Annotated in this window: 14 protein-coding genes; 5 read left to right on the plus strand and 9 right to left on the minus strand. The window is 37.6% G+C overall.

Translation table 11 applies throughout. From position 1 onward, the window contains the following. Nucleotides 1-25 precede the first annotated feature (25 nt). The 6 genes from uvrA to thpR form a co-directional block, all read right to left on the minus strand. On the minus strand, nucleotides 26-2,857 hold the full coding sequence (gene uvrA / locus I5677_RS05715) for an excinuclease ABC subunit UvrA (RefSeq protein ID WP_197660618.1): 2,832 nt from the start codon (nucleotides 2,855-2,857) through the stop codon (nucleotides 26-28). A 237-nt stretch (nucleotides 2,858-3,094) separates the two neighbouring features. Then, complete coding sequence (uvrB, locus tag I5677_RS05720; protein WP_197660619.1) at nucleotides 3,095-5,077, minus strand: excinuclease ABC subunit UvrB; 1,983 nt, start codon at nucleotides 5,075-5,077, stop codon at nucleotides 3,095-3,097. 238 nt (nucleotides 5,078-5,315) lie between these two features. Next, nucleotides 5,316-5,873, minus strand: a complete 558-nt coding sequence (locus I5677_RS05725; RefSeq protein ID WP_197660620.1) for a rubrerythrin family protein — start codon at nucleotides 5,871-5,873, stop codon at nucleotides 5,316-5,318. 249 nt (nucleotides 5,874-6,122) lie between these two features. Beyond that, nucleotides 6,123-7,379 (minus strand): transglutaminase domain-containing protein, encoded by a 1,257-nt coding sequence (locus I5677_RS05730; protein WP_197660621.1) that lies wholly within the window; start codon nucleotides 7,377-7,379, stop codon nucleotides 6,123-6,125. Between the two features lie 50 nt (nucleotides 7,380-7,429). Further along, entirely contained in the window at nucleotides 7,430-7,885 is a 456-nt protein-coding gene (locus tag I5677_RS05735) for a YaiI/YqxD family protein (RefSeq protein ID WP_197660622.1), read from the minus strand. A 137-nt stretch (nucleotides 7,886-8,022) separates the two neighbouring features. Then, complete coding sequence (gene thpR / locus I5677_RS05740) at nucleotides 8,023-8,568, minus strand: RNA 2',3'-cyclic phosphodiesterase (RefSeq protein WP_197660623.1); 546 nt, start codon at nucleotides 8,566-8,568, stop codon at nucleotides 8,023-8,025. A gap of 232 nt (nucleotides 8,569-8,800) precedes the next feature. Here thpR and I5677_RS05745 point away from each other — a divergent pair, with 232 nt between their 5' ends. After that, nucleotides 8,801-9,019: a DUF3006 domain-containing protein gene (locus I5677_RS05745; RefSeq protein ID WP_197660624.1), complete on the plus strand. Its 219-nt coding sequence runs from the start codon at nucleotides 8,801-8,803 to the stop codon at nucleotides 9,017-9,019. A 52-nt stretch (nucleotides 9,020-9,071) separates the two neighbouring features. Next, on the plus strand, nucleotides 9,072-9,563 hold the full coding sequence (locus I5677_RS05750; RefSeq protein WP_197660625.1) for a GAF domain-containing protein: 492 nt from the start codon (nucleotides 9,072-9,074) through the stop codon (nucleotides 9,561-9,563). Nucleotides 9,564-9,581: 18 nt separating this feature from the next. On the opposite strand, the gene I5677_RS05755 is transcribed toward I5677_RS05750, so the two are convergent. Both I5677_RS05755 and I5677_RS05760 read right to left on the minus strand, forming a co-directional pair. Then, nucleotides 9,582-10,046: a zinc ribbon domain-containing protein gene (locus I5677_RS05755; RefSeq protein WP_197660626.1), complete on the minus strand. Its 465-nt coding sequence runs from the start codon at nucleotides 10,044-10,046 to the stop codon at nucleotides 9,582-9,584. Between the two features lie 184 nt (nucleotides 10,047-10,230). Further along, complete coding sequence (locus tag I5677_RS05760) at nucleotides 10,231-10,731, minus strand: shikimate kinase (RefSeq protein ID WP_197660627.1); 501 nt, start codon at nucleotides 10,729-10,731, stop codon at nucleotides 10,231-10,233. A gap of 217 nt (nucleotides 10,732-10,948) precedes the next feature. On the opposite strand from I5677_RS05760, the gene I5677_RS05765 reads away from it, so the two are divergent. The 3 genes from I5677_RS05765 (at nucleotide 10,949) to I5677_RS05775 (ending at nucleotide 12,744) form a co-directional block, all read left to right on the plus strand. Continuing rightward, a complete protein-coding gene (locus I5677_RS05765; RefSeq protein ID WP_197660628.1) occupies nucleotides 10,949-11,182 on the plus strand; it encodes a DUF2249 domain-containing protein in 234 nt (77 codons plus the stop codon). A 97-nt stretch (nucleotides 11,183-11,279) separates the two neighbouring features. Then, on the plus strand, nucleotides 11,280-11,882 hold the full coding sequence (locus I5677_RS05770; RefSeq protein WP_197660629.1) for a hypothetical protein: 603 nt from the start codon (nucleotides 11,280-11,282) through the stop codon (nucleotides 11,880-11,882). A gap of 238 nt (nucleotides 11,883-12,120) precedes the next feature. Beyond that, nucleotides 12,121-12,744 (plus strand): hypothetical protein, encoded by a 624-nt coding sequence (locus tag I5677_RS05775; RefSeq protein WP_197660630.1) that lies wholly within the window; start codon nucleotides 12,121-12,123, stop codon nucleotides 12,742-12,744. A gap of 309 nt (nucleotides 12,745-13,053) precedes the next feature. Here I5677_RS05775 and I5677_RS05780 read toward each other — a convergent pair whose 3' ends face one another. Then, on the minus strand, nucleotides 13,054-14,106 hold the full coding sequence (locus tag I5677_RS05780) for an FAD:protein FMN transferase (RefSeq protein ID WP_197660631.1): 1,053 nt from the start codon (nucleotides 14,104-14,106) through the stop codon (nucleotides 13,054-13,056). Nucleotides 14,107-14,196: the final 90 nt, after the last annotated feature.

Here is a 14,196-nt window from a genome sequence, read left to right on the forward strand (position 1 = left end):
CTCTCTTGTAGTACAGCTTACGTATTTATTCCAGATACTTTTTCACATACTGTCCTGTATAGGAATTCTCATTGGCTGCTACCTCTTCGGGAGTACCCTTGGCTACAACCATACCACCCTTGTCGCCACCCTCAGGACCGATATCAATGATATAATCTGCTGTTTTAATCACGTCCAGATTATGTTCAATTACAACCACAGTATTACCGCTATCAGAAAATCTCTTTAAGATTTCAATGAGCTTATGAACATCCGCAAAATGTAAACCTGTTGTAGGTTCATCCAGAATATAAATCGTCTTACCGGTACTGCGTTTACTCAGTTCTGTTGCCAGTTTAATTCTCTGGGCTTCACCACCGGACAGGGAGGTGGAGGGATGTCCTAATCTTAGATAGGATAACCCAACATCGCAGAGAGTTTCCATCTTTCTTTTTATGGAAGGTACATTTTCAAAAAACCTTGTTGCTTCTTCAATGGTCATATTAAGAACATCATAGATATTCTTACCCTTATAGCGGACCTCTAAAGTCTCCCGATTATATCTTTTACCGTTACATACTTCACAGGGAACATAGATATCCGGCAGGAAATTCATCTCGATTTTAATGATACCATCACCGCTGCAGGCTTCACAACGTCCGCCTTTTACATTAAAGCTGAAACGTCCCTTCGCATATCCTCTCATCTTCGCATCCTGGGTTGAAGCAAATAAGTCCCTGATTTGATCAAATACACCGGTATAAGTTGCCGGGTTTGATCTGGGTGTTCTTCCGATTGGAGACTGGTCAATATTAATAACCTTGTCCAATTGATCCATACCCAATATTCTCTTATGCTTACCGGCAATACAGCGGGCACGATTAAGCTCTTTCGCCAGTTTTTTATATAAAATCTCTGTTACCAAGGAACTTTTACCGGATCCGGATACACCGGTAACACAGGTTAAAACCCCTAATGGAATATCCACATCGATGTTTCTAAGGTTATTCTCTGAGGCTCCTTCAATCGTAAGATATCCACTCGGCTTCCTTCTCTCCTTAGGTAGCGGTATCTTAATTTTACCGGACAAATAAGCTCCGGTGATGGACTCTTCCACCTTCATAATTTCCTCTGCATTACCCTCGGCAACAACTTCACCGCCATGCTCCCCTGCTCCGGGGCCAATGTCTATGATATAGTCCGCGGCAAACATGGTATCTTCATCGTGTTCTACTACAATTAAGGTGTTTCCCAGATCCTTCAGGTTCTGGAGGGTTTTTAATAATTTGTCGTTATCTCTCTGATGAAGTCCGATACTGGGTTCATCCAGAATGTATGCCACACCAACCAGGCCGGACCCGATCTGTGTCGCCAAACGAATTCTTTGGGATTCTCCTCCGGACAAACTACCGGTAGCTCTGGCAAGGGTTAGATAATCAAGACCGACATCCATTAGAAACTTAATCCTTGCCTTAATTTCCTTTAATACCAGTTCACCGATTTTTAACTGCATAGAGGTTAACTGTAAGTCGTTCATAAAAACAGCCAGATCACGAATCGAATACTCCGTTACATCTGCTATATTTTTATCGCCTACGGTAACTGCCAAGGCTTCCTTCTTAAGTCGTTTGCCTCCACATTCCTTACAAGGCGTGGTTCTCATAAAACTCTCGTATTCCTGTTTTACATTATCCGAGCCGGTCTCTCGATAACGCCTTTCCATATTTCTAATTAAACCTTCATAGGCAACATCATATACCCCTTCTCCCCGTTGTCCACGGTAATGTACCTTAACCGATTTTCCTCCGGTCCCGTTGATAAACATATCTCGAACCTTTTCCGGCAGGTCTTTATAGGGTGTATTTAAATCAAACTTATATTCTTTTGCTAAAGCCTCCATAATACATCTGGAATAACTCCCTTTATCTACAACTGACTGCCAGCCCGGAGCCGCTACCGCTCCATCAATCAAGCTTTTACCCTGATCGGGAATTAACAGATCCACATCAAACTCCATCTTTATCCCGATACCATGACAATCGGGACATGCACCAAAAGGATTGTTAAAGGAGAAAACTCTCGGTTCCATCTCCTCTATACTAATACCGCAATCGGGACAGGAGAAGTTCTGACTGAAATTTAATGTTTCACCGTCAATCACATCCACTGTCATCAGACCTTCTGCCAGCTTTAATACGCTCTCAACCGAATCAGACAGTCTTTTTTCAATACCTTCCTTAACCACCAAGCGGTCTACAATAATTTCAATATTATGCTTTATGTTTTTCTCTAGTTTTATCTCCTCTGATAATTCATAAAGGTTTCCATCCACTCTTACTCTGACATAACCGCTGCGTTTTGCCTGTTCAAACAATTTGAGATGTTCACCCTTACGTCCACGCACAACCGGTGCCATTAGTTGAATCTTCGTTCCGACAGGAAGATTCATTATTTCATCTACCATCTGATCCACAGACTGCTTTTTGATTTCCTTTCCACAGTTAGGGCAATGGGGAATCCCAATCCTTGCATATAACAGACGAAAATAATCATAGATTTCCGTTACGGTACCTACGGTTGACCTAGGATTACGATTTGTAGATTTTTGATCGATTGAAATCGCCGGCGGTAAGCCTTCAATACTCTCCACATTTGGTTTTTCCATCTGTCCTAAGAACTGCCTTGCATAGGAGGATAAAGACTCCATATAACGTCTTTGTCCCTCTGCATAAATCGTATCGAATGCCAACGATGATTTACCGGACCCACTAAGTCCGGTAAGTACAACAAATTGATCTCTAGGAATATCGACACTCAAATTCTTTAAGTTGTTTTCTTTTGCACCTCTAATTCTGATATAATTCTTTTTATCCGACATAACTCCACCTGTTCTATTCTGTTAATATTTCGATTTATTTTTATTATCTTTGTATCTTTGTAACGCTTATAAAAAGCTTATGAAACCAACCTTCGACTCATCCAAAGTGCAAGACATCATGATCATAATTCCTTCTATCATGACCACTCCTATACCGGTTTTATGAATTGCCTCATCTTATCCTAGTGTAATTCTCAATTTGTCAGGTATAAAACTTACTCTTCACATGGTATCACTTTATGATAAATCTTTGATCTGCTTCTTTAATTCCACCATCTTATCCCTAAGCTCTGCTGCCAATTCAAAATTCAGCTCTGCTGCAGCCGTATGCATCTGTTTCGTAATCTTCTTTACCAGCTCGTCCAGTTCAGCACGGGACATTGATTCCATATCCTTTTCCATGTCATATAGACTCTTATCCGCCTTCTTTGAAATGCTGATTAAATCCCGTACCTTTTTCTGTATCGTTGTAGGTGTTATACCATGGGCCTCATTGTATGCATGCTGTATCTGCCTTCTGCGGTTGGTTTCAGAAATCGCCTTTTTCATAGAATCTGTCATACGATCGGCATACATAATAACACGACCACCGGCATTACGAGCCGCCCTACCTATGGTTTGAATTAGGGAGGTTTCGGACCGTAGAAAACCCTCTTTATCCGCATCCAGAATTGCAACCAAACCAACCTCCGGAATATCCAGTCCCTCTCTTAATAGATTAATACCTACCAGCACATCAAAAACATCCATTCGCATATCCCGAATAATTTCTGAACGTTCTAAGGTGTCAATATCAGAATGCAGATACTTTACCCGAATTCCAACTTCCCTAAGATAATTTGTTAGATCTTCTGCCATTCGTTTTGTTAAGGTTGTTACCAATACCTTGTTCTTCTTTTCCAGTTCCTTATTAATTTCACCTAAAAGATCATCAATCTGTCCCTCCACCGGTTTAACTGTAACCTCCGGATCTAAGAGGCCGGTAGGACGGATTACCTGTTCCACCCTCAATAGCTCATGATCATTCTCATAAACGGACGGGGTAGCTGAAACGAATAATATCTGACTTATCTTACTTTCAAACTCTTCAAAATTAAGAGGACGGTTATCCAGTGCGGATGGCAACCGAAACCCAAAGTCTACCAGCGTCATTTTTCTCGATCTGTCACCGGCATACATACCTCTGATCTGAGGAATTGTAATATGGGATTCATCAATAATCATTAAGAAGTCCTCGGGAAAATAATCCATCAGAGTGTATGGAGGACTTCCCGGTTCCTGTCCTGTCAGATGTCTGGAGTAATTCTCCACACCGGAACAAAATCCGGTCTCCCGAAGCATCTCGATATCAAAATTAGTTCTCTCCGATATTCTTTGCGCTTCTAAAAGCTTGTCTTCACTTTTAAAATACTGTATCCGTTCTTCCAGCTCACTCTCGATATTTTGAATTGCAGCCTCCAACTTATCCGGCGCCACCACATAATGGGATGCCGGGAACACAACCATATGCTCAAGAGTTGCCTTAATCTCTCCGGTCAGTACATCTATTTCCAGAATCCTTTCCACTTCATCACCGAAAAATTCAATTCGGATGGCAGTATCCGCTGAGGATGCCGGAAACACTTCTACAACATCCCCGCGAACACGAAAGGTTCCTCTTTTAAAATCCATATCATTTCTTGTATATTGAATATCGATTAATATCCTTAAAACCTCATCTCGGTCTCTCAACATCCCAGGTCTTAAGGAAAGCACCATGTCCTGGTAATCAATCGGACTACCAAGTCCATAGATACAGGATACACTGGCAACAATGATAACATCCTTTCGTTCCGTTAGCGATGCTGTTGCGGAATGTCTCAATTTGTCAATCTCTTCGTTGATAGAGGAATCCTTCTCAATATAGGTATCTGTTGACGGAACATATGCTTCCGGCTGATAGTAATCATAGTAACTTACAAAGTACTCCACCGCATTCTCCGGAAAAAATTCCTTAAATTCACCGTATAATTGGGCTGCCAGAGTCTTATTATGTGCTATGATAAGTGTTGGTTTATTAATCTCTTTAATCACATTTGCCATGGTAAAGGTTTTACCGGATCCGGTAACACCCAATAATGTCTCGCATTGGTTTCCTTCTTTGAAGCCTTGCACAAGGGATTTAATTGCTTCCGGTTGATCCCCGGTTGGTGCAAAGTCTGATACCAGTTTAAACTCCATAACACATATTCCTCCTGACTATGACACAACGAACTATAACTTAAGTCTTACCGTCTTTTCGTTAATGCTATACCTTAATCAACTACTGGTCATTCCACCCATATCTCATATATTGTAATCTGCATTATAAGAATATGAATCGATTTCTACCTATTTAATGTTTGTTATTATACCATAGGAAAAAAGTAAAATCAATACAATTTTCGAATGTTTGTTCTAGTATTGATTTACTAAATGACTAATAATTTTCGCGATAGATTTCATAAAAAGCCCTACTGCAACCACACACCGGGCATAAACACGGAGCACTTAGATCGTATTGTACATTTCCACAGTTATGACAAACCCATAGATTGGTATTCTTCTTACAAAATGTAATATCATGTTCTATATTAAAGGCAAGCTTTCGCATTCGTGAATCATGATGTCTCTCAACCGCTGCAACTTGTTCAAACCTTTCCGCTATATGGGGATAACCTTCTCTTCTTGCTTCAAGGGCATATTCTAAATATTTGATACTCCATTCATGGTTTTCGATTGTATATGCTGTTCTGAGGTTTTCATAGGTGGAGGGAGTTTCATTTCCTTCCAGTAGTTTAAGCCATATGCTGGCATGGACTTTTTCATTCCTGGCCGTTTCATCCATAATATCGCCTATCTGCATAAACCCCTCTTCTCTAGCCCTCATGGCATATATCTTATATCGTGTATATGCAGATGCTTCTTCCTGAAAAGCATCCTTTATATTAGCATAAGTATTACTGTTATAGAATTCATTATCATACATCTGATCCATAGAGAATACCTCCAAGTATACCTCTCTCTATTATCTTATGTACATTACTTATTACTGTTAAATTCCTATATCACAAAAAAGCCTACGCTTTAAGAATACATACGGACAAACAAACCATCCGTTAATCTTAATCACGCAGGCATATCTTTATGAATATCCATCACTATATGGACCATTCCATGTCCCATGATATAATTGTTGCTAAATAAAATTAATTATTTCTTTTTAACCATCTATCAATTATGATATTTAGTCCATCATGACAACGAATACGGTATAATCCCCCTTGCGCCAAGGTTCGTAATAGGTATAGGTAATGTATTCATCGTCTGTATCTTGAAACAGATAATCATATTTACCAAGAAAATTCATATCCGGAATTCCTTCCTCCGGATAGAGTAATGTTATTGTCCTTTTTCCGCTATTGTATTGCTCCATAAATTCTTCTTCCACATCATCTATAGATTCTACAATATAATCTTCATAGATATAATAAAGGTAAGTCTCGCTATTGCATTTAGGATAATTTTTCTTATTCCAGCTATGATCTGCCGCCATCACCTCATCCGTGACAAGAAAGTATTGATACTGTACAATGCCTTCCTGATCCGGTACAGGATCATCCCAGGTAACATCAATTTGATACCACTGACCATCCAATTCTACCATGTTCCAGGCATGACCTACTCCATTTTTTAAATCTTTACCAACAACTACTTTGGACTCAATCTCAAGTAACTCCATAAATAATTGAAATGTATCTGCATAGCCTTGACAAACTGCTGTATTATGAAATAAAACTCCTTCAATCTTGTAGCTTTCCTCCGGAATTGTATTGGCCTTCAAATTATCATAATCATATGCTGTATTTCGTACAATATAATCATGAACTGCCTTTACCTTTTCTACTTCTTTCATATCCTCCGTTATAATCGCTTGTAGGATAATCTCAGCATATTCCTTCACATCTTTGGTTCCTTTGGATGGTAGTTCTCTCACAGGCTTTGGTGTAGGGATGGCAGAGGGTGTAACCGAAGGTTTCGATATAGGTACCGGGGTTGGCTTTATTGTGGGTTTTGGTGTCGGTATCGGCGATGGCGGTATCGTAGGTTTTGGCGTCGGTGTCACAGTTGGTTTTATTGATGGTTCCGGTGTTGGAATTGTTACAGCATTGGGCCTCTCAGTTGGTTCCGGTATCGGCGAAGGTTCTTGTATTTTTATCAGCGCGGGAGACGGTTGATTATCAGCTTGGTTTTCCGGCTCAGTATCCGCTATTTTATCTTTTGAAGCATCCAATATCGTATTATCCTTACCCAAAGTATCATCTGTCTGATTTATTACCATTACTGTATCTGCTGTAATTTCAGTTTGTGCAGTATCAGAATCGTCTGTTAGTTTCGTATTTATTCTTGAACAGGAGGATAGAGCTATAAGAATTAAAAAAATAATTATGAATACATAGCCTTTATTATGACTTCTATTTCCTAAATGGTTTTTATACCTCATAGTTCACCTCATCCTGATACTTCTTTCGTTGTAATTGCAATATCAATATATCAATCATTATTATTTTCCTTTACATTTTCACATAAACGATAGAAGGAAAGAGCAAAGTTTTGATCTTGTTCAGTAGTCCGCTTTTTTTGGTGATTACCGACCCTCTCCCCTGACCGACGCGCATTTTTTGCTATATGACGTTCCATCAACATACGGTCAATATTCTTATCCGTATAAATTTTGCCATTATAATGTATTGCATATGCTCCTTTTCCAAGGGCCATTGCTGCAACTCCATAATCCTGTGTCACTACAATATCCCCTTTGGCAACGCGGTTTATCAATGCGAAATCAACAGCATCCGGTGCTTTACTTACCATAATCACCTCACTGTAGGAAGAGAATAGAATATGGCTGGTATCAATAAACATTAATACCGGAAGCTGAAATTCCCCAGCAATGCTTTCGATGATTTCTTTCACGGGACAGGCATCAGCATCCACTAAAATTTTCATCCGTATCTCCCTTCCATTCCCTTAATCCTTGATCCTTACCTAACATGCAATATAATGTTAATTTATTATAACCTCTTCTTCTATTCATCCTATCATAACATTATTTTCACATCAATGCCATTTATCTATATTTATAATTATTTCAGGCCTACCTGGAATATTTCAGTATAAACCAACTTTCCTTGAATTCTTTCCGACTTCATCAGACTGATTTTATCAACCTTTATACGCATGGAACTGATTGCTTTCTCTATCAGACTTTTATCATAGAAATCACCCACCTTGACTCGTCTCGCCAGTGTTAAATGAGGTTTATATTCTCTGGCATCAATATCATAGAAACCGGCCTCCTTTAATCTAATCGTCAGCTCCTTTTGTAGTTTCCATAAGGTATTCTCCTTCTCTACTCCGATCCAGTAGATATCTCCTTCTCTTCGTTTGAACCGGCCTATCCCTCCGATTGATAAATAAAAGCTTTCTGCCTTCGTGCTCTCCACTGCTTCCTGCATCGCTTCTTGAATTAGTTCTATTCGTTTCGTCTCACCGATAAAATTCAAAGTAAGATGAAGGTTGTCTTTCGCTGTAAAACTTCCACCAGTTGTCATTTTCTTTAAAAGTTCAACTACTTGATATAAGTTATCTTTCCTATCCTGATGAAAATTTATTGCTGTAAACAATCTCATAATTTCGGTCTCCTTCTTAATTTAAAGTTAGTCTACCTATCTTGACTTCAATCGAGTTTATACAAGTAAAATATTCCATGTAATAAAATAAATATATTTAATTGTAATATTCTACTTTTGCCGATATAATAAATAGGGTACAAAAGAATATTTATTATAATACTATTATCCCAAATTATGTTGGTCTTTTCAGATTTTATTTTAACTCACATTGGTGACAGGAGGATGCTACATGAAAAAATTAATTATAGATCGGTTTGAAGATAATTATGCTATCTGCTTAGATGAAGATAAAACAATGATCAGAATCCCTAAGTATAAGTTACCGCTTGGCCCAAAAGAAGGTGATACCCTTTTACAGGATTCAGATGGAATGTATCGTATCCATGCGGAAACCAAAACCCCCAATCAAAACCGAAAAAAGGGTAGGATGGGACGTTTCTTTAAATAGTATGGCCTTTCCTACAATTGATTAAGAAAACTTTTTACATAAGGAGAATTAAATGCAAGAATTAAATTTTATATATCCCGAGAACAAAAAAGAATGCTATCAATTAGTACAAGCTCAACTAACAGCATTGTTGGAAAATGAAACAAATTTGATTCCAAACCTAAGTAATGCTTCAGCCCTATTAAATCTGGCCCTAAAGGACATCAACTGGGTAGGGTTTTATCTTGTAAAAAATAATAAATTGCTCTTAGGACCGTTCCAAGGAAAACCGGCATGTATTCATATCCCTATCGGTAGAGGTGTATGCGGTACCGCCGTATCAGAGGAGCAAACTCAATTAGTAATTGATGTTCATCAATTTCCCGGACATATCGCATGTGACTGCGCTTCCCGCTCTGAGATAGTAATCCCAATCCGAAATAGAGGTAAAGTTGTAGGCGTATTAGATATCGATAGTCCTTTGATTGCTAGGTTTGATGCCATTGACCGTGAAGGTCTTGAAAAAGTTGTTCAGATTCTTGAACAGGGTTGTATCTGGGAATAATCCCGCTTATATAAGGTTTTATTTTACCTTAAAACCGCAGTTAGAGCAATATATTGTATCATCTGTAGTCCCTACTCCGCAATTGGGGCAGAAACTGTCTGTAGCAACTGCCGTATATGTGACATTAACAATCACATTTTTTGTTCCACAGGCTGGGCAAAAAGCCGAATCTCCTGGAATTTCTGTTCCGCATTTGATACATACACGCGTTCCTTTTATCGAATGAATTTCTTCCCTGTAGTTATCTATCGTTGCTTGTATATTAATAATGTTTTGAAAAAGCTCCATATACTCTACAGGGGGATTATTCTTATTCGTTTCAAAGAATTTTTTACCAATCTGTAGCTGAAGCTCTTTCAATTTTCCCTCGTTATCCCGTATTTTTGAATTAAGCTTAGCTATTTCTGTCATATCTTTCGCCTTTTTCGCAACATCTTTTCCTCTTGTTGAGATTTTTTCACCGATTTTCTCAAAAAACTCCATATAATTGCCTCCTTTTATTCAATTTCAAATTATATATCATGCTTTCTTTTTTTGTATTATAGCACACCTTATTTTAATTTTCATCAGTTTATCCATGGTGTATGAAATTTAAAAGGCCTGATATAAAACGAATTACTTCACTTTACTCAGACCTGAATATCAACACATTATTATTGTATAACTTCTATAGTTCTCTAACCTTAAGAGCAATCTTCTCCATAATCTCTTCCATTCCCATACCTTCGCTGTCAATAGTGATGTGAGCATATTGTTCATAGAGAGGACATCTTTCATCATATAAAGATTTTAATGTCTGCCCTTTCTTTAACACAACTCCCCTTTGCTTAAAATTACCAAGACGATGTAATATGGTTTTATAGCTCAGTTTAATATAAATCACATGGGAAGTCCTTTTAAAATGCTCCATAGCTTCTTGACAATAAACTACACTTCCGCCGGTCGCTATCACGGTACTTTCTGCCGATATATCTTTATTCACTTGATTTTCGATGGCTAAATATCCTTCGAGTCCCACTTTTGCTATAATATCCTTTAATAGCTTACCTTCCTGTTCCTGTATCAGTATATCTGAATCAATGAAGTTTAAACCTAATACTTTCGCAAGAATTACTCCTACCGTACTTTTTCCCGCTCCCGGCATCCCTATTAACACTATGTTTTTCATATTAAATTGTCCTTTCCTTAGAAGTCAGTAAACAAAATACTTTGTTAAATTATAGCATCCCAACTCTATCCGGTTCAAGTAAAAATCCATCCTTTAAAAAAATATTTATTGCTTAATCTTTTTCGTAATGTGACTTAAATCAAATATAATAATAACAGGATATTGTACAATTAATATGAACTACAGTAATTACATTTTAAAATAAGGAGGAATTCATATGTTTAAATTTACTTCAACCGTAGATGCACGCCAATATGAGCCTAAGGATAAACATCCTGTTATCTTAAATACTTTCCATGCTTTAAAACCCGGTGAAACCATGGAATTGCTTAATGATCACGATCCGAAACCTCTTCATTATCAGTTTATTATAGAAATGCCGGATCAATTTGAATGGGAGTATTTAGAAAATGGACCTGAGGTTTGGCGGGTTGCAATCAGCAAAAAGTAAAGAAATTAGAATTAAATATAAGTGTATTACTTATTATATTATGGAGACAATATAGTAACATAAATATACAAATCTATTAATATAAGGAGAATACCATATGAGAATAAAACTAACTATAATGACAATAATTCTGATTACAGCTTTCTTATCCGGTTGTGCAAACAATGACAATAATAATGCAACCCCTACACCGACATTACCGCCGGATATTACAGATGATATTACAGATGGAGATACGAACAAAGAGGTAGATGCAGTTACTTCAGCTTCTATCGTAGACACGGAAGAAGATTTTCTCTATGCCATAAGCGCCAATGGTACTTGGATTATCTGTGCATTAAAGGATTTTACCTTTGATGAAGAAATCGTTTTGGATGGCGAGTTCATGAACGGTAAACAAGATGATGACGGCAAAGATATTGTACAGAGGAAAATAGCTCTTTATACACAGGATGAAAACCGTAATGTAACAAATAAATTCACGCTGACCGCACCGTTACTTAAAGTTAACAGTCCGAATGCCAGTCTACAACGTGGAACTTTTAAAGGCGATATTTTGGTTACTGCATGGAATTTCGAATTAGTGGATATGGTAGTAGAAGGCAATATTTATTTTACAACAGAGGATGCAATCAACACCTTTACCATGGATGAAACCAGTTCGGTAACGGGGGTACAGGAACTTCAAAAGGATCAATAATCACTTTCTATATTTGCTTATGAAATATCACATTCATATCATTTGACTTCGTTAAGAATATGCATGTATTGATATTAAAACTAAATTTTCAAAAATTAGATGAAAAAACTGTGTGTATGCCTTATCAAAATATGGAAATAATATAGTTAACATTAACCCCGACTATTCATAAAGCTAAGGCATGTTCTATGAATAATCCGGAATTAAGATACAATTTTAAAAATAAGGAGAATACACTATGAAAGTTAAACTTACTTTGTTAACAATTATTCTGATAGCAGTCTTTGTATCCGGATGTGCCAATAACGATGACAATAACGGAGATCAGATAACTCCTACCCCGGCACAGGCCACCCCAACAACAGCTGCAGATAATACAGATGATAACAATGAGGACAATGAAGATGATACAATGGATGCAGTTACTACCGCATCCATTGTAAATGACGATGAAGCTTTCCTAAATGCAATTAGTGCCAATGGCACTTGGATTATCTGTGCTTTAAGAGATTTTTCCTTTGAGGAGCCCTTAGTCTTAGAAGGTGAATTTACAAACGGTAAAAAAGATGATGCCGGTAATGATATCGTTCAGAGAAAAATAGCTCTTTATACACAGGATGAAAATCGTAATGTTACAAATAAATTTACATTAACTGCACCTCAGCTTACGATCAGCAGTCCAACTGCCAGTCTTCAACGGGGAACCTTTGTTGGAGATATCTATGTTTCGGCACCGAATTTTGAACTGGTAGATATGAAAGTAGAAGGTAATTTATACTTTACCACAGCGGAGGCACAAGATACTTTCACCATGGATGAAACCAGTACTGTTACCGGTGAGCAATCAATGCAGGAACAGTAAGAATTAGAAAAATTAGATCATTTTTATTATTAGTTTAAATACTCAAAGACTAGATAACGCTGTTGCATAGTTGTAGTTTAATTAAGAAGGTAGGACATGGGAGAGTCCCTTAATACACTATTTGGAGAACACTTTTGGTGATTTGTATGACTGATACGAACTTTAATGTACGTAATCAGGCATACAAATCAACGAATGTGTACTCCAACTTGTGTGTGTGGGACCTCCCATGTCCTACCTTCTTATAGAATCAGCATAAAATGCAACAGCGTCTATATTTAAATCTCTCTTTATTCTTACTGTTCCTGCTTAATACTTTGTTTTCACATAAGTCTCAAATCCGGAACTCTGTTTCATTTTACCATCTTTATAAATCCACAATGCCTCGGTATCAGGAATACTCTCAATAAGTTTTAATCCTTCTTCGTATGGCATGTTATAAACTGCGGTAGATAATGCATCTGCCATACCGGAATCTTCACACACGATTGAGATTGCTGCAAAATAATCCGCCGGCATGAGTGTATTAGGGTCTATAATATGGTGATAGCGCTGTCCGTCCACTGTATAGTATCTTTCGTAGTCACCGCTGGAGACTAGAGAAAAATCAATTAGGTTTAATATATATAGATTAGGGATATCACTTTCTAAGTCTGGGTTTTGTATTCCTACATTCCAGGGATCTTTTTCCTTTATTTTTCCTCCAATTGCCCGAACATTACCACCAACGCTAAGTAACATTCCGGTATATCCCTTCTCTGTGACGATTTCCATAACTCTCTCCGTTGCATACCCCTTCGCTATTGCACCAACGTCCAGACGCATATCAGGATCACTTAAATAAACGGTCGATTCCTCTTCGTTTATGATGATATTATTGATATCTGTATGCTTGGATTTCTCCAGCAAGAGATCCATGGGTGGTAGCTTAGCATTCATAGGATCATCAATACCTTCACTTCTATAATCATGCCAGATTTCCAAAACTGCTCCAAAGGCTATATTGACTTTTCCATTAGTAAACTCATAGGCTTCCTTTGAGTAATTTAAAAGATCAATGATCCTTTGGTCAACCTTAATTGGCTTTATTCCTGCATTATCATTAATTGTTTTTATATTATTAATACCTTCATACTCATTATATTTATCATAAAGTTCATGATATTCTTTCAAATTATCATAAACTAATTGTGCAAATTCGGAGAACTCCTCTTTTTTTTCAGAATACCCAACTATCTTCGTAACAGTATTAAACAACTCCAAGAATTCGGCTGAATAACGTTTCTTCTCCACAGTCTTACATGCAGTAAGACTCAATACAACAACGGTCATTATAAAACATAGAATTAATTTCTTTCTCATATTGTCACCTCAAATAGAAAAGGGCTGTTGTAAACATCTATATTTCCCTATATCCGGGGAGTATATCCCTGCCCTATACGAATTCATAAT

Origin of the sequence: Mobilitalea sibirica, assembly GCF_015999265.1 — a bacterium.
Classification (GTDB): Bacteria; Bacillota; Clostridia; order Lachnospirales; family Lachnospiraceae; genus Mobilitalea; species Mobilitalea sibirica.